Origin of the sequence: Massiliimicrobium timonense (genome assembly GCF_042850985.1) — a bacterium.
GTDB lineage: Bacteria > Bacillota_I > Bacilli_A > Erysipelotrichales > Coprobacillaceae > Allocoprobacillus.
In genome coordinates this window covers 483,628-501,045 of sequence record NZ_AP031415.1, presented here as the reverse complement: position 1 = coordinate 501,045, position 17,418 = coordinate 483,628, and the positions used below count along the sequence as shown (strand labels likewise).

Sequence of the window (17,418 nt, the reverse complement as noted above, 5' to 3'; positions counted from 1 at the left end):
AAGATGGAAACCCATCTTTTATTGTATAAATTACGCACATTCTATTATTGACACATCTTTAAAAACAACATTATTTTTTTAATTGGCTACAATACCCTATAAATTGTATGATAAATATTAATCCTATAATAATCAATGCAATTCCCTGTATATGAGCAATCTTAACCACTCCATTATCAGGAAGCAATAAGGTCAAAAATCCAAGTAATATTATCTTATTGCACAAGGAAGCATCAACATTTCTCATCTTCTGTATTTCATCGTTGTTCCAATCAAAACGCTTTTTTAAACGATCCGAATACAAAATAAGTCCTATTGCTCCAGCAGTACCAAATATAATGATTGGTGCAAAAATCTCAGATGTTTCTTGAGTAAGAACATAATTTGGAATAAGAATTACAACAGCGGCTAGAATACAAAGAATACCCAAAAGGCACTTTGTTATAAGCAGATAGATTATTTTATGATTCATAATAGTTCTCCTTATCTTCTATCACTGCCTATATCCAAACCATTATAATTATTCCTTTCATTGATAAACTCTTTCTACTTTTATTATATCATCAAAAATTCTTATAAAAAGTGAAATTATATTGTTATTCATGAAAATAATCTGCTATTTCCTTCATTCTTTGCATCTGGTCAACATGAAATGGACAACGATGATTACAATGTCCACATTGAACACAGTCACTTGCTTTTTTATTCAAATGATGATAATGATCTTTAGCTAATTCATCACCTAGTAAACACAAGTCATAATATTTATTAATCAATGCAATATCCAATCCCATTGGGCAAGGATGACAATGTTTACAATAAACACATTTTCCTTGATGCTCTACTGCCTCAAATGTTGAAATCATTGTATAATTCTTTTCTTCATCAGTAGCTTGTACATATTGTAAAATATCTTTTAAATCGTCACGATTTCTCACTCCCGGTAAAACTGTCACAACAGCAGGTTTGTCTAATGCATACTGAATACATTGAATACGTGTAAGAGCTTGAGGAAATGGAGATTTTTCTTGATCTAGCAATTGCCCAGCACCAAAAGCTTTCATCACCGAAATAGCAACACCTTCTTTTTCACAACGCTGGTATAAAGTCATTCTTTCGTCTGTCTGCCCTATTGCATATTCTCCATGCTTATAATCATAAGCCGGATTAATACTAAACATCACCATATCTAAAATATGCATATCTAAGATTTGATGAACAATAGCTGGTGTATGTGATGATAACCCAATATGTTTAACAATGCCTTCTCTTTTTAATTCTTTGATATAATCAATAACCCCTGCTTTTTCAATAGCTTTTATATCAGCTTCTTCATCAATACAATGAATAAAACCAAAATCAATATAATCCGTTTGTAACATTTTTAATTGCCATTCAATAGATTTTTTGATTTCATCCAAATTGGTTGTCCATCCATATTCACCTGTTACATAATTGGCTCCAAAATGAACCTGTAAATAAACTTTTTCTCTTTGTCCTTGTAAAGCTTTACCTATTGCCTCAAAAGTTTTTGCATGACCACTCGCCAAATCAATATAATTGATTCCATTTTTTATAGCTTCTTGAATGGTTGCGATGATTTCTTTTTCACTTGATTCTCCTAAAGAACTTGTTCCTAAACCAATAACACTGATTTTTTCATTTCCATGTGGTAATTGTCTATATTCCATGGATTTCAACTCCTTTGCATATAAATAAATTGTAAAATCATCATCTCTTCGATATTGATCTAATCGTTTCATTTGATGATGATCATAAAATTCATAAGAACAGCTTGTATCGGTATACAAAATATAATGGGAACAGTTTTCTTTTTTAAATAAACATTCTGCATACTCATAAAGCTTCGTTCCTAATCCCTGATGCTGATATGTCTCATCAACCATAAATAAAACAATCTCTCCATCATAGTTTTGATGCATCTTTTGTAATAACTGTTCACAGTTTTGATGATAGTTTTGCATCATTTGACGATAGGAAGAAATCAAATGAAAATCATCATGTTGATGATAGAGAAGATTTTGATATTCTTCAGGAATTAAAATTTTCTCTTTTTTAGATAAAGATAATGCTAAAAAACCAACAATACGCTGTTGTTTGGTTGCTATAAATAAATCTGTGGAATGTAATAAAACATCATAAAAATATTCTTGTGAGAAAATCATACCATTTTTTAAACTTTTAAACATGCGATCTAATTTCCAGACCTGACAGATCATTTCTACGATTCTTGATGTCTCTTTCCATTGAAATCTTTCTATTTGCATAGTGCCACCACAACTTTCATCTTTATTTTATATCAACCCTTTCTTCTCTTCAAATACTTATATTTCATATTCAACCATGCTTATAAAGCATAATAATAAAAGAACCACTTATAAAAGCGATTCTTATTCTAAATATTCTTTAATTAAACTCATTTTATCATCTAAATCATTACACATCTGTGCACATTCCAATAACTGATGAGCTATATAACTTTCTTTATCGTCATCAATGACTTTTTTATATCTCAATTTATGTTCTAAACTGGCCCAAAAATCCATCGCTAAAGTACGGAACTGAACTTCGACTTTCACCCATTTTTTCTCATTCTCTAAAAAAATCGGAACTTCAATAATCAAATGTAAACTGCGATAACCATTCGCTTTAGGATTTTGAATATAGTCTTTTTTCTTGACTAAACGAATATCATCTTGTTGTAATAAACATTGAGCCAAATGATAGATATCCTGTTTAAATGAACAGACAACACGTAATCCCGCAATATCATAAAGATATTTTTCCATTGTTTCAACATTAATCGGATAGCCCTTTAACTTCAGTTTCTTTGTAATACTTGCATTAGATTTTAAGCGAGAGTGAATAGATTCAATAGGATTACGGTCATAACAAAGAGAAAGTTCTTCATTTAAAACTCTAAATTTTGTTTCTACTTCCATGATGGCACAACGATAATAAGCCATCATTTGTTTAAGTGGCAGAATTTCTTCCTGCCACTCATCGCTCATCACTTCATCAATAAATGCATCTTTAAACTGTTCAATAATCATGTAACTTTCCTTTCTTATGATTGTTTTGTTTGCATTTCTTTCATCTTATTTTTCATTTCAAAATAGAACATTGTTGAGGTTGTTAAAACAGCAATTGTATCAGCAATAGGTTCTGCTAAAAAGACTGCAAAAACTTGATCTGATATAAACATAGGTAAAATATAAATCAAAGGAATTAAAACCAAGATTTTTCTAAAGACTGCCAAAAATGCACTCTTTTTTGAATTTCCAAAGGCAATAAATGTCTGTTGACATGAAATTTGTATACCCATTAATAAAACTCCAGCCATATAAATTCTTAATGCCCAAATTGTGATTTCTGTTAATTGTGGATCACTTGTAAAAATCGCAACAAATAAACTTGGGAAAATCATAATCAATAACCATAGTATAGATGAATATGAAAAACATGAAATGGTTTGAAGTTTAAATGCTTTTTGAACACGATCACCTTGTTTAGCACCATAGTTATAACTGATAATAGGTTGTCCCCCTTGTGTTAAACCTTGTAATGGTAACATGGCAAATTGCATAACACTTGATAAGATTGTCATAGCGCCAACAGCTAAATCTCCACCATATTTTAATAATGATGAGTTAAAGCACAATACCAAAACACTTTCTGTAGCCTGCATTGCAAAAGGAGCAACACCTAAAGCAATACATGGTAATAAAATATGAAAATTGATTTTTAAATTTTCTCTTTTTAATTTTAAAATCGTATTTTTTCCTGATAAGAACCAGAATGCCCAAATGGCACTTAAAGCTTGTGACATGACTGTCGCAACTGCTGCACCTTGTACCCCCATATTCAATCCAAAAATGAAAATAGGGTCTAAAACAATATTTGTGACAGCTCCAATAACAACAGTTAACATACTAATTTTTGAAAATCCTTGTGCTGATATAAAGGCATTTAACCCTAATGTCAATTGTACAAAGATTGTTCCAATCGCATAAATAGTCATATAATCCATGGCATAACCAATTGTATTTTCACTCGCTCCAAAAAGATATAATAATGGTTCTTGAAAAATCAAAACCAAAACTGTCAATAAAACGGCAATAATCATGAGTGATGTTGTACAGTTACCTAAAATTTTTTCAGCCGTATCATTGTCTTTTTTCCCCATGAAGATACTAGCTCGTGGTGCTCCTCCCATACCAAATAAGTATGCAAAAGCAGAAATAATCATGATAATAGGAAAACAGACTCCTACCCCTGTTAAAGCTGCAGAACCAACTTCTGGAATATGTCCTATATACATACGATCGACCATGTTATATAAAGCATTGACAACCTGCGATGTAATAGCTGGTACAGCCAAAATAAACAATAAATGTCCTACGGGTTCTTTTCCTAAGTCCACTTCTTGTGACATTTTTAATTTCATAAACATACCTCCTCATTTTTTTCTTTAAAGTGATCTCTTATTTTTATTAGCGTTTCTTCCATTTTTTGAATATCTTCTTTTGGAATTTCTAATAAAATATCTTCATTAATTTTTCGAATTTCTTTTTTTAAAATCTTTATCTCCTCAATTGCATCGGCTGTTAAATAAATATGTTGAATACGTCGATCAGTGACATCACTTTCTATACGAATCAGCTCTTTTTTCACTAAGCTTTCTACACTACGACTAATGAGTCCCTTAGAAACTCCTAAAAAGACATTTAACTGTGTACTTGTTGTAATACTTGGATTATTTGATAATAAAATTAAGATATTCATTTCATTAGGCGATAATTTCAAATCTTTCAATCTCTCATTTAAAACACGTGCATAATACTTTCTAATCTGTATTGAATAATCTAATAATGTTTCAATGTTCGTTTTCATATCTCACCTCATTAGTTTACTTGTATATTGTTTACAACTAAACAATATACTCTTATTTTATGAAAATTGCAACAAAAAAGGTGTAACATTTCGTTACACCAGTTGCTTTAATAACTGTTCAAATAAATCAATATCACCTTTTATCATATCAATAGAATTTTGCCAGAATGCTGGATCCTGTAAATCAATACCAACACTCTTACCCACATCTTCTAAACTCATTTTTCCCGTTAATGATAAGAAATGTTCATACGTATCAGCAAATGTAGCACCTTGTTTTTGATATAAACCATATAATCCTTTTGCAAGTAATAAACCAAATGCATAAGGAAAATTATAAAATGCATAATCAGCTTCATAATAATGTGGTTTCCATGTCCACATATAAGGATGTAGGTAACGATGATCCAAACCATGACCATAGGCTTCTTTTTGAGCTTCTAACATTAAATCCTTGATTTCTTCAACACTTAATGGTCCTTCTTGACGCTTTTCAATCAATCGACTTTCAAACAAGTAACGTGAATAAATATCCACAATCACCTGTGCACAATCACAGAGTTCATTTTCTAAAATAAATAATTTGTCTTTTGCATCAGCAGATTTGAGCGCTGCCTTTTTGATAATTGTTTCGCAAAATGTTGAAGCTGTTTCAGCAATAGGCATTGGATAGTCAGCATTTAAAGCTGTTTGTGTATTTAAACATTCACCATGAAATCCATGTCCAAGTTCATGACCTAAAGTAATAGTATCACCAAACTCATTTCCATAATTTAATAAGAAACGACTTTCCTGAATACAATGTAAATTATGACAGAAAGCCCCTCCAACTTTTCCCGTTCTTGGATAAACATCAATCCATTGATTTTCAATAGCCTTCTTGGCATAATCTCCTAAATGCTTTGAAAAAGTATAAAACTGTTCTACAACAAATTGACTACCTTTTTCAAAAGGATAAGACATATCACTTTCTACAATTGGAGCATATAATTCATACCAAGGCAATCCATCCGTATAACCTAACGCTTGAGCCTTTAATTGGAAATATCTTTCAAACATAGGTAAAGCTTTTTTCATCGTAGAAATCAAAACATCCAATGTTTTTTGTGACATTCTGGAATCTATCAAAGTACGCTGTAAAACAGAATCATAACCTCGAAGATTGGCACTTGTTATGGCTTCACCTTTAATTGCATTCAAAGCACTCGCAACACCTTGTTCTACTTGTAAATAAGATGCTATCTCAGCTTCATATGCTTTCTTTCTCACCTCTTTATCCTTTGAATAAGCCATATTTAAAACTTCTGTCAAAGGATACTCCTTATCATCCATAGATACTTTCATAGAAGCAATTAACTGATCTTTATATTTCAACCAGGCACTTGAGCCAGTTGTTTTCATTTGAGCCAAAATCTTTTCTCCCTCATCACTTAATAAATAACGATTATGTTCTTGTGTTTCTTTTAAAACAAAAAGATGTTCTTGAATATAAGAATCTTGAATATGATTCAAATCAAACTGACCAATCCAACGATCAATTTTTGCCTGTGCATCTGCAAAACTTGCTAAAAGATTTTCAATAACAGATGAATATTTCAAAGCATCCTGATTCGTTGTATCACTACTCATTGTCAATGATATAAAAGCATATATTTTTTCTACCAGATCCGAAAATTGATTAGATTGTTCTAAATATGACTTTAAATTGTCTTCTGTTTTTTCCTTTTGAGAATATTCCTGCATATCTTCTAACATTTGTTTTAATGTTTCAATATCATTTAAAAATGATTGATCTTGAAAAGATAAATATAATTGATCTAAATTCCAACGTTTCTCCATAATAACCTCCTTATTTATATTCATTATATACTTTTTTCATATTTTTTTTCTATAAAAACTTACTAAATTTCTGATTATCTTTTCATAAGCTGGTAAATGTCGGTATAGCCTGTATTTTAGGGCTTTATCGGCATTTTCCTTTGGGAAGATACTCTGCATAAACTGTCTTTTGAAATGAAAAAAGCACTGAAAAACCAGAGAACTATCTAATTGAATATTTTCAGATAGCAGTCTTTGTTTCCAATGCATCGTATACTGTTTCTTTATGTAGGAAATATCGGATTCATCTATATTTGGATTTTCAATCATAAGCTGATTCAAATCCTGCATAGAATTTGAGCGAATAATGGATAGAGTGTCATGAAATAGAATTTGACTATAAGGAATAATGACAGATAGTAAAAATGCATGTGTATGATGACAATGTTTACATTTGAATCTTTGGATTTTAAGGGGAATGATGCCATCAGGTGTTTTGATTTTACGCGTATAAAAGCCATGCTTGATAAGATGTCCCTTGTGATGACATGGACATTCTAGAGAAGCGATATTAAGATCTTCAAGACATTCATTATAAAATGTTTGCATTTTAGAAAAGTTTTGATTGAATGTGTCTGAGTAATAGGTTATCATATAAGTGTTCTATGAACAGAGGATAAAGGCTAGCATTGGTGTGAGAGGCTTTATCCTTTTCCTTTCCAGCTATTATCATACTAAAATAGTCTTATCATTTAAAGTGATTATTTCTTATTCATTCACTTTGATAAGACTTTTTCTTTTATTTTGACTATTTTCTTTATTTTTCTTTTTATTTAATTTGGCATTCAACATTTTATATCATTTGATGGCGGATCAGAGGATTGCTGTAATCGCGCCCACTGCAAGACAGGCGGGGAGGCCAAGAAGCATACCAATACAGGACTGCTTGATATGAAAACGGTAGTCCTTATATTCTTCCATATCCTCTGTGCCTGGTATCCTGACTTTTTTCGAACGGCAAAACCAGATGCAATCAAGTATCAGAGCGTCATACCAATCAATGATCAGCCAGATCAGGTAGGAATCCCGAAACCCTTTCCAGAATGTATCCGCTCCATTAAACTGTTTCAGGACAACAGCGAAGATGAACACAAAAGCAAGTAGGGCGATCCCCTTTCGGAGGATATCTGCCCTGGTAAAGCGTTGTTCTCTTTTTTCGATCAATCCTAATTCCATACATTTCTCCCGTATGGCCGGGGGATAATCTCCCACTGAGGTAAGGGGATTTTTCAGCGTCAGTGACACAATCAGAACTGTGAATAATAAGATACCAATCAGACTTTCTATCATGACCGCCATATTCACTTTACCTCCGATATCCATTTTATCGTTTTATGGAAAGCGTCTTCACGGCTGCGCCTGCAATCTTCCGGATATTGTCTCTCAATTTTAAACATTTTCAGCTTAGATGGATTTAATGGAACAAGAATGTGGCTTGCTTTTTCATATTCCAAGACATCCACCCGGAAAGCAAACCGGTGTTTTTCCAGGCGGTTTACCATATATGCCACTGCCTCTTTGCTGGGCCACATGAGATCTTCCTTTGCGTAAATAAATAAAATGTTTCCCTGAATGTTCTCCACATGAATGGCTGTATCCTCATCAAAATGTTTCAGCGGTTCTTCGTAGATGTAGGATAACTCGAACTGCTGATGGAGGATGAGGTTCCGGATTGCCGGCCCATATTTCAGATGCGCTGTCATACACGGAAAATCTTTTCCCCTGTATGTGAATTCGGAGGCAGATGAAAAAGTTTTCGATGCCATGCTTTTATTCCCGTACATGCCTCCCCATATACAGTGGATCGGGGAGAGGGCAACAACGCCGCAGATATCCGGCATAAGAGAAGCGCAAAGCAATACCAGTTCAGCGCCTTTTGAAATGCCATACATGATAATCTTTTCAAATCCTTTGTTTTTCAGCCACAGGATCGCTTTTTCAAATGGATCGACAGGCACCCGAACCAGTTCTTTCGGCAGCCCGTCTACGTTCCAGTAACAAATACCTAACGCGGCGATGCCGCACCTGGCAAACATAGCACCCACATTCATCGGGATATTTTCATTCCCTTCGCTGCCGCCTACTACGATGACGACCTTTTTGGGATCATGATCCTTAACAGGGACATGATAAAGTCCATAGAAGCCCTCCTGTGCAACCGTCACATATTCCACTTTCCTAACTCTCCCTGTTTTTGCAGCTTGGATTGCTGTCCGTATTTTCTTTCTTTATCCCATTTAGAGTCCTTTTTGCAAACATAGAAATCACACTTTTCTGCGCCCTCTGCAAGTGTACCTGTCCTGTATAACACGCCGCCCATGAGATCAGCAGAAATAAAATCCATGGCACACATATAGGGTATCAGTTCTTCCAAATGCTCCTGTTTTCCAAGCGCACACAGGCCGCACCTGTGATAGTTGATGGTGTATTCGTCTGCATCCCTTCCGGGAATCGTCTCCGTCATCCAGTTGAATTCGCTGTCGGATATGGCATTTGCAATTCTGTCCTTCTTGACTTTCTTTTTTTGATATTCCATATCAAATGGATTTTTACTCCCGAAAGCTTTTTTAATGAGCGACGCCTGCATCGTGGCTGTCACCATTTCCCCGAACTGCTCATGGCTCATCGCCCCATCCATTGCCTTATAAACTGCCATCCAGACAATTCCGCCGGAAAGACAGATTCGCAGAGGATTTTTCGTAAAACCGCCTATGTCGGGTGTCCTCGCCAACATATCTTTAAAGTTTTTACGCGATTTCTTCTTCACCCTGAATGTATCCGTATTTTTGCAATTGGCTGCGATATATTTGAAAATAGCAGGTGTCATCGCTGACCACATCAGTTTTTCACAGATGGTGTTTTTCATATTCATGCTCCTCCTCCAAAACGTACTCATAAACGAGGGACTGATTGCCGGAGCCATCCTGAAAGGGCTTCTCTGCCACTTTCTTAAATCCACGTTTTTCATAAAACTCCCACGATGCAAGAGTGTTCGTAAAAAGCCGCACACGATCTGCTCCATCAGCTTTTGCCCGATTCAAAAATTGTGTGACCAATGCGGTTCCCAACCCCTTTCTGTAATTCCTTCTGGACGAAAGGGCAACGAGTTCCAGATCGCATTTCCCAACGGTTTCCTTATCCCTTTCCTGTAGCTGACGGAAAAAGGCATCAAACTGCTTCTGGAATGGTGCTGACATTTTATATCTTTTCAGATAGAACTTGAGGAACATTTTACACCAACGGCCATAGTGCTTTTTTGTCTCATACTGAGCTGCCAGAGCCTTGCTGAAACGCTTATCATATTTTCCACAGATGAATCCTACGACCTGATGATCCTCCGTTTCCGCAACATAGGTGAAATTGCATTTTTCAATCAGGATCTGTGCGTAGTCACGCAAAAGTATTTTATCGTTCTGATCCACAGAGCATGAAAAGAATCCTTCGTAGAAGCAATCCCCGCAGGCCGCAGCATCTTCTTCCTTATATGGACGAACAGTAAACATGGATGTACCCTCCTATGCGCAAATAGGTTAGTGATAACTAACTAATATTATATCAGGAGACATGCAGGATTGCAATTCATTTTTTACCTGTTAATCATTTGATAGTGACATGGCGGGTCATGAGAAACCTCCTTCCATTTTAGAGTAAAGGAAGAGCAGGAGACATAGTAAAAGATTTCCTGCTGAATGCGAATCGTATTCTGTTTTATATCATTTGATGGCGGATCAGAGGATTGCTGTAATCACTCCCACTGCAAGACAGGCGGGCAAGCCAAGAAGCATACCAATACAGGACTACTTAATATGAAAACAGTAATCCTTATATTCTTCCATATCCTCTGTGCCTGGTATCCTGACTTTTTTCGAATGGCAAAACCAGATGCTATCGAGTACAAGAGCATCATACCAATCAATGATCAGCCAGATCATGTAGGAATCCCGAACCCTTTTCCAGAATGTATCCGCTCCATTAAACTGTTTCAGGATAACAGCGAAGATGAACACAAAAGCAAGCAGGGCGATTCCTTTCTAGATGATATCTGACCTGGGAAACGTTGTTCTCTTTTTTCGATTAATCCTAATTCCATACATTTCTCCCTTATGGCCGGGGATAATCTCCCACTGAGGCAAGGGGATTTTTCAGCGTCGGCGACACAATCAGGATTGTGAATAATAAGATACCAATCAGACTTTCTATCATGACCACCATATTTACATTACCTCCACTCCAGATGGATCATTTTGAGCATTCCAAATCGATCTGAAATATCCATACTGATTTTTGTAATGATTTTTAATCCATCTCGTTTGATAAACTTGTAATACGGTTCATCCGCCAGTACTTTGACACCGCCACCCAAGGTGGTAACCAGATCTTCAGCCGAATTCACATAAAAAAACATTCGGGCATTTTCATGCCCCATCTGCTTCATATATTTCTTCTGCAACATTTTCATGCCGCTTTTATTTACCGTATCAAACACAAGCTCTATATTCCCGAAACCTTTCAGCATCTGCAAAAGGCCAAGAACTTTTTCCTCTTGAAAGTAATGGAACAAACCTCCTGCAGTAACCAGAAGAGGCGTATCAGGCATGTTCCTTCGGATCTGCCTGAGCCATCCGTCTGAAAAAGCATCCCCTGAAAGATAAGTTTCCTTCTCAGGTTCCGGGAGCAAACTACGCCGGTATTCGATTACATTCGGAAGGTCTACAGCATACCATTGGGTTTGTCCATTTTCATTGCGATCATACGTTGTCTCCAGTCCGCAGCCCAACTGTATAACAACACCATCCGGTTTACGTTTCAGGAAGTTCTGGATATGCCGATCCATATTAGCGGAACGGGATGCAGAAGCCAGAAGCGTGTATTGACTTTGATTTCCTGTTTCCAACAGTGCGGATGGCAGCTTTTCTTTTAATGAAAGTGCTTTTTTATCATATAAAATACCCGGAAACTTTTCGGTGGCGTAAATCCTTCCCACCATAGGAATAAACATTGTATCTTCTACTATACCAAATTCGGACATGGCTATCTATCCTCCTATATGCAAATGAGTTAGTAATATCTAACCATTATTATATCAAGAGGAACCGGGGATTGCAATTCGTTTTCAATTGCTACTCGTTTTCTTCCCATCCTTTCTGCCAGCTCACCGCATCATCAAAAGAGAAGGAGCCATTCAGCAATGTCATTAAGTTAAGGACTGAATGACATTGGACTTACATCTTCTTTACTTACGATGAATCAAATAATCAATACCTAATGAAATAAAAGCAGTGATTGGAAAAATAATCCATCCTGGATGCCACCAGTTCCATGTCAATCCCATCACACAATAAAGCATAGCTGCTAGAGGCATTGTGATTCCAAAAATACTACTTTGCTGCTTTTGAATTTGTTTATCTTTAACATACTCTTTATTATGAACAATGAATTTATACACACCATCTAAAATTCCATAATAAATAAAGAAGAATACAGCAATCGCAACACATAACATAAATTGAGCCGGTATCCATTGTGAGTTGGCAAAATGTGTTTCTGTTAATAACGCCACACATGCAAGTGAAACAATAATCAATAAAACACTACCAGCAATAGCTAAAGTCAAATGAGAGTGAAATTGTTGATATTGTTCCTGTAACTCTTGTAAATCACTAAAACTCATTTTTATTTCCTGATCTTCAATATTCTGATATGGATTTTTAGAAAGAGCAGCTACCATGATGACAAAAATACTTATACCAATAATGATTAAGAAGCCAAAACCACTCCATGTTTCATAAGGTGTATTTGAACATAAAATAGGAATGAGAAGTCCCAAAATCATGAATGATACAGATAATGCCATTTTTAATGCAAAACTTTTTTTGATTTGTATATAGTCGTCTATTTTTTGTTTTGACATTAAATAATAAGAAGTATCTGTTTTTTGAAAAGAATCATCATAATCTTCTTTTAATAAATAATCTAAACTCACTTGAAACAATTCGCTTATTAAAATCATCTTTTCCATCTCTGGATATCCATTTTGCGATTCCCATTTACTGACTGCCTGTCTTGATACATTTAATTGATAGGCTAAATCTTCCTGAGATAAACCTTTTTCTTTTCTTAATTGTTGTAACTTTTCTCCAAAACTCATATATCTCACCTCTTGTCTTAAGCATAGTCAAAATCAGCTCTATAAACCACCAACCTAGAGTTGTTTTTTGTCAACTAGAAGTTGCAAATAAGGGTTGCTACTTTATTTTAACATATTTTGACTCACAAAAATGTAAAGATTGCTTCAAACTCTTATAGATTAAAAAAATAAGTCTTCAAATTATCAAAGATGTATTCTTTTTATTATCATCTAACTGTCCTATTATAGTTAATAAATCTACCATAGATTCTTTTATTTGATACTTACCTACACCTAATGCATAGATATTACATATTTTTAATATAATAAATTATACATTTTGCATTTTTTTAATATAAAATAAAAATTATTTTGCATTTTTTTATAACTTTTTATATCTGTTTTATGTATTTTTCTCTATTCAAATGATATACTATGTATGGATGGTGATAGTTATGAAAAGAATAATCTATAATGATTTAATAGAATGGAAAAACAAAAAAGTGAAAAAACCGCTCATTATTAAAGGAGCTCGTCAAGTTGGTAAGACTTATATCATTAGAGAATTTGCCAAAAACAACTACAAAAATCTGGTTGAAATCAATTTTGAAAGAGATCATGAATTTCAAGAACTTTTCAAACAGACAAAAACTGCTCATGATTTACTGCAATACTTTGAATTAACATATATGGATATTCAATTTGATAATGATACTTTGCTTTTCTTAGATGAAATTCAAGCATGTGGAGATGCTTTCACAGCTTTGAAATTCCTGTCTGAAGATTTTCCTTGTGATATTATTTGCTCTGGAAGTATGCTTGGTGTTGCAGTAGCATCAAGTTCGTCTTTCCCAGTTGGTTACGTTGAAACATGGGATATGTATCCCCTGACTTTTTTAGAATTTGTAGATGCTATGGGAGTTAATCCATCTATTATAGATACAATTTATCAATCTATTGAAAACAACAAGCCTATTCCTATTAGCATTCATGAAAAATTTAATCAGTTCTTTAAGGACTATATCATTATCGGTGGTATGCCTGAAGTTGTTCAAACCTATTTTCAAACAAAATCATACAGAGAAGCACTACTTATCCAAAGACAAATCGTCGATGATTATAGAAACGATATGCTTAAATATGCTCATGGTTCTGAAAAAATAAAAGCAAGAGAATGTTATGATTCTATTCCACTTCAGTTAGCTAAAGAAAATAAAAAGTTTCAATATAAGCTCATTAAAAAAGGTGGAAATGCTCGCTATTATGAATCCAGTCTTGATTGGTTGAAAGACAGTGGACTTATTATCAAAACATATAGATTGAAAACTCCAGAGATTCCATTAGAAATCAATAAGGAACCGAATATATTTAAAGTCTATATGGCTGATACCGGTCTTCTTGTGTCCCAATTTGATGAGGCTGTCATCAAAGCATTCATCAGTGGAAATTTAGGGCATTTCAAGGGTGCTTTATATGAAAATGTTATTGCACAGATTCTTTACTCCAAAAAGAAAGATTCCTATTACTTTGAACCATCTCAATCTCAGGAAATTGATTTTGTCATTTATTATCAGGGCAATGTTACCCCTATTGAAGTGAAATCATCACGTAACACTGTATCAACATCATTTAATAATTTTATTAAGACGTATAAACCTTCATTCGCTTTTAAATTTTCTCAAAAAAATATTGGTGAAAATTCTCAAAATGTGTGCTATTACCCTCTCTACACATTAGAATTTGTTCTCAACAAAGAAAAACCTGTATTACTCAAATAAAAGATATACAATTAACTTTCAATATATAAAAAATCAAATCTAACCAACAGATTTTCTATGGTTAGATTTTCTATATGAGATTTCCTCATAAACAGGTAACTCACTTTCTTCATGTCATGAATTTTCTCTATTCATGCTTTTATAAAGACCCAAGGAAAATCATTTTATAGATGACTGGCCTCATTTTTTATCAACGAGAAATCACAAATAAGGATTACTATCTTTTTTAACACATTTTTACTTACAAAATGTAAAGATTGTGCTAAAGTATTATAGGGGTGTTCATAATGATAAAGGATTTTCAACAATTATTAAAAGATAAAAATATTCAATTTTATATTGTTCCTACTGATGATGATCATCAGTCTGAAACTGTAGGTGACTATTATCAGGCACGTGCTTATTTAAGTGGCTTTACTGGTAGTGCTGGAACATTACTTGTTATGCAAGATGAAGCTTACCTTTGGACTGATGGCCGTTATTTCATTCAGGCAGCTAAGGAATTATATGAAGGTATTACATTAATGAAGTCTGGTCAAAAGGGTGTTCCTACTTTATTGGAGTTTTTAAAAGACCATGTTCAAAAGCAAGACACAATTGCTTTTGATGGACAAACAATGACTTGTCAATTTGTATTGGATATGGAAGAAGAGATTCAAGTTCCTTATCATATTGAATGTATTGATTTAATGGAAGATTATTGGAAAGATCGTCCTCAAAGATCATGTGAAAAAGCATTTTTATATGATATACAATATCATGGTTTATCAACACATCAAAAAATAGAAAAAATTGTAAATGTGATGAAAGAACATCACTGTGATGCTCATATCATGACAACACTTGATGATATAGCATGGACATTCAATATTCGTGGCAATGATATTCCTTGTTCACCAACTGTATTAGCCTTTGCTTTGATTACTCTTGATCAGTCTTATTTATATCTTCAAAAAGGAAGTTATGATTTAGAAATGGTCAAATCATTCCAAAAAGAAAATGTCATCATTAAAGAATATCTTGATATTTATCAAGATGCACGTCAATTAAAAGGACGTGTCTTATTAAGTCAGGCTCATATCAATTATGCTTTATATCAATGTCTTGATTGTGAAATTGTTAATCAGATGAATCCATCACAAATGATGAAAGCTATTAAAAATGATGTTGAAATAGAAAATTCTAAAAATGCGCATATTAAAGATGGTGTTGCGATGACAAAATTCATGTATTGGTTAAAAAAGAATTATGGCAAGATACCAATGGATGAAATGAGTATTTCTCATCAAGTTTTACAGTTTAGACAACAACAAGATTTATTTATTGAACCAAGCTTTACAACTATTTGTGCATGGAAAGACAACGCCGCTTTAATGCATTATCATCCAACAGAAAATCAATATACTACACTCGATCAAGATGGTATGTTGTTGATTGATAGTGGTGGTCAATATATGGATGGAACGACAGACATTACAAGAACATTTGTTTTAGGACATATTACTGATATTCAAAAGAAACACTTTACAATGGTTTTACAAGGAATGTTAGCTTTACAAAATGCTCATTTCTTACATGGATGTACAGGGCAAAGTTTAGATATTTTAGCAAGAAGCCCTATGTGGAGTGAAGATATTGATTACCAATGTGGTACAGGACATGGTGTCGGTCATTTATTAAATGTTCACGAAGGACCTCAAGGCTTCCGTTATAAATTACGTAGTTTATCAGAAAACATCACTTTAGAACCGGGTATGAATATTACAGATGAGCCAGGTATTTATTTAGAAGGACAATATGGAATTCGTATTGAAAATGAACTTCTTTGTGTCAAAGGAACAGAAAATGAATATGGACAGTTCTTACATTTTGAACCATTAACATTTGTTCCTATTGATTTAGACGCTGTAGAAGTGAGTCTATTATCACCAAAAGAAAAGAACTGGCTCAATCAATATCATCAAGAAGTTTATGAAAAAATATCTCCTTATCTTACAGATGAAGAAAAAGATTGGTTAAAAGAATATACAAGATCTATTTAAAAAGTTCATGAAATTTCATGAACTTTTTTCTAATGATAGTCTAAGAAGTCACGGGGTTTCCCAAAACGAATAAGTTTTACGGGAAATCTCTTTTTTTGTTTTCTCTTATGCTGGTTTAAAATCACGGGAAATTCTATAATAGTATTATCAGGATATATCTTCTGAAATCTATAGAAAGAAAAAAAGATGAAACCCTCCCGACCAAAGTTGAGTCTCATCTTGTCCTAACGACAATATGATAATATTAAAAACCAGCAGAAAAATCAATACCATTAATCAAAAAAATTATTCCAATGTTATCTTTTCACTAGATTTGTCTCTTCTGTCATGTCCAAAATGCTCTCATAGAGGCTTGTCTGTTCATGGCTACTATAAAAGAAACTTCAAGGACAGCTCCATCAACATCCAGAGAGTCATATGCCCTCATTGCGGCAAAACTCATGCGTTGCTTCTTTTTCCCATGATTCCTTTCCTATCTGCTGTCTCCTTCGATGATATTGTTTCCATTCTTTCCGATTCAACAGATCATCTTATTATCGAACTGTCTCACATATACCATTTCATCGTTAAGCTTGGCAACTGCCCAATAGATGAACTGCTTATCTATAAGAAATTTTCCAGAAACCTGTATTTCTCTTTTCAAACCACATGACCTTTATGTCTTTCTGCTTCCATTTCC

General features: G+C 33.9%; 17 protein-coding genes. 4 read left to right on the top strand and 13 right to left on the bottom strand.

From position 1 onward, the window contains the following. Positions 1 to 70 precede the first annotated feature (70 nt). The 11 genes from ACGHJ8_RS02570 to ACGHJ8_RS02520 all read right to left on the bottom strand — a co-directional run bounded on the left by ACGHJ8_RS02570 (position 71) and on the right by ACGHJ8_RS02520 (position 10,295). Positions 71 to 472 (bottom strand): hypothetical protein, encoded by a 402-nt coding sequence (locus ACGHJ8_RS02570; RefSeq protein ID WP_390541528.1) that lies wholly within the window; start codon positions 470 to 472, stop codon positions 71 to 73. Between the two features lie 124 nt (positions 473 to 596). After that, complete coding sequence (locus tag ACGHJ8_RS02565) at positions 597 to 2,288, bottom strand: aldo/keto reductase (RefSeq protein ID WP_390541526.1); 1,692 nt, start codon at positions 2,286 to 2,288, stop codon at positions 597 to 599. Positions 2,289 to 2,411: 123 nt separating this feature from the next. Then, positions 2,412 to 3,074: a GTP pyrophosphokinase family protein gene (locus ACGHJ8_RS02560; RefSeq protein ID WP_390541524.1), complete on the bottom strand. Its 663-nt coding sequence runs from the start codon at positions 3,072 to 3,074 to the stop codon at positions 2,412 to 2,414. A 14-nt stretch (positions 3,075 to 3,088) separates the two neighbouring features. After that, positions 3,089 to 4,468 carry an MATE family efflux transporter gene (locus ACGHJ8_RS02555; RefSeq protein ID WP_087936357.1) on the bottom strand — a complete coding sequence of 460 codons (1,380 nt, stop codon included), beginning with the start codon at positions 4,466 to 4,468 and terminating at the stop codon, positions 3,089 to 3,091. After that, a complete protein-coding gene (locus tag ACGHJ8_RS02550) occupies positions 4,465 to 4,914 on the bottom strand; it encodes a MarR family winged helix-turn-helix transcriptional regulator (protein ID WP_211962083.1) in 450 nt (149 codons plus the stop codon). The genes ACGHJ8_RS02555 and ACGHJ8_RS02550 overlap by 4 nt, the downstream gene beginning before the upstream one ends. Before the next feature lie 93 nt (positions 4,915 to 5,007). Beyond that, the gene (locus tag ACGHJ8_RS02545; protein ID WP_390541521.1) at positions 5,008 to 6,753 is read right to left on the bottom strand and encodes a M3 family oligoendopeptidase; all 1,746 of its coding nucleotides are present in this window, start codon (positions 6,751 to 6,753) and stop codon (positions 5,008 to 5,010) included. Between the two features lie 36 nt (positions 6,754 to 6,789). Continuing rightward, a complete protein-coding gene (locus tag ACGHJ8_RS02540) occupies positions 6,790 to 7,341 on the bottom strand; it encodes a DUF6431 domain-containing protein (protein WP_390541519.1) in 552 nt (183 codons plus the stop codon). A gap of 264 nt (positions 7,342 to 7,605) precedes the next feature. After that, positions 7,606 to 8,115 carry a hypothetical protein gene (locus tag ACGHJ8_RS02535; protein WP_390541517.1) on the bottom strand — a complete coding sequence of 170 codons (510 nt, stop codon included), beginning with the start codon at positions 8,113 to 8,115 and terminating at the stop codon, positions 7,606 to 7,608. Further along, positions 8,094 to 8,966, bottom strand: a complete 873-nt coding sequence (locus ACGHJ8_RS02530) for an acyl-CoA thioester hydrolase/BAAT C-terminal domain-containing protein (RefSeq protein ID WP_390541515.1) — start codon at positions 8,964 to 8,966, stop codon at positions 8,094 to 8,096. Before ACGHJ8_RS02530 ends, ACGHJ8_RS02535 begins: the two co-directional genes overlap by 22 nt. Next, complete coding sequence (locus tag ACGHJ8_RS02525) at positions 8,954 to 9,664, bottom strand: L-2-amino-thiazoline-4-carboxylic acid hydrolase (RefSeq protein WP_241146672.1); 711 nt, start codon at positions 9,662 to 9,664, stop codon at positions 8,954 to 8,956. Before ACGHJ8_RS02525 ends, ACGHJ8_RS02530 begins: the two co-directional genes overlap by 13 nt. After that, positions 9,639 to 10,295: a GNAT family N-acetyltransferase gene (locus tag ACGHJ8_RS02520; protein WP_087359977.1), complete on the bottom strand. Its 657-nt coding sequence runs from the start codon at positions 10,293 to 10,295 to the stop codon at positions 9,639 to 9,641. Before ACGHJ8_RS02520 ends, ACGHJ8_RS02525 begins: the two co-directional genes overlap by 26 nt. A gap of 303 nt (positions 10,296 to 10,598) precedes the next feature. Here ACGHJ8_RS02520 and ACGHJ8_RS02515 point away from each other — a divergent pair, with 303 nt between their 5' ends. Next, positions 10,599 to 10,838, top strand: a complete 240-nt coding sequence (locus tag ACGHJ8_RS02515) for a hypothetical protein (RefSeq protein WP_162607699.1) — start codon at positions 10,599 to 10,601, stop codon at positions 10,836 to 10,838. 173 nt (positions 10,839 to 11,011) lie between these two features. Here the strand turns inward: ACGHJ8_RS02515 and ACGHJ8_RS02510 are convergent, their stop codons facing one another. Both ACGHJ8_RS02510 and ACGHJ8_RS02505 read right to left on the bottom strand, forming a co-directional pair. Then, the gene (locus tag ACGHJ8_RS02510; RefSeq protein WP_087359974.1) at positions 11,012 to 11,821 is read right to left on the bottom strand and encodes a class I SAM-dependent methyltransferase; all 810 of its coding nucleotides are present in this window, start codon (positions 11,819 to 11,821) and stop codon (positions 11,012 to 11,014) included. A 204-nt stretch (positions 11,822 to 12,025) separates the two neighbouring features. Then, the gene (locus ACGHJ8_RS02505) at positions 12,026 to 12,940 is read right to left on the bottom strand and encodes a helix-turn-helix domain-containing protein (RefSeq protein WP_087359971.1); all 915 of its coding nucleotides are present in this window, start codon (positions 12,938 to 12,940) and stop codon (positions 12,026 to 12,028) included. Positions 12,941 to 13,374: 434 nt separating this feature from the next. Here ACGHJ8_RS02505 and ACGHJ8_RS02500 point away from each other — a divergent pair, with 434 nt between their 5' ends. The 3 genes from ACGHJ8_RS02500 (at position 13,375) to ACGHJ8_RS02490 (ending at position 17,391) form a co-directional block, all read left to right on the top strand. Then, positions 13,375 to 14,697 (top strand): ATP-binding protein, encoded by a 1,323-nt coding sequence (locus ACGHJ8_RS02500; protein WP_390541511.1) that lies wholly within the window; start codon positions 13,375 to 13,377, stop codon positions 14,695 to 14,697. A gap of 287 nt (positions 14,698 to 14,984) precedes the next feature. Then, complete coding sequence (locus ACGHJ8_RS02495) at positions 14,985 to 16,739, top strand: aminopeptidase P family protein (protein WP_390541509.1); 1,755 nt, start codon at positions 14,985 to 14,987, stop codon at positions 16,737 to 16,739. Positions 16,740 to 16,974: 235 nt separating this feature from the next. Then, a complete protein-coding gene (locus tag ACGHJ8_RS02490) occupies positions 16,975 to 17,391 on the top strand; it encodes a DUF6431 domain-containing protein (protein ID WP_370519931.1) in 417 nt (138 codons plus the stop codon). Positions 17,392 to 17,418 lie beyond the last annotated feature (27 nt).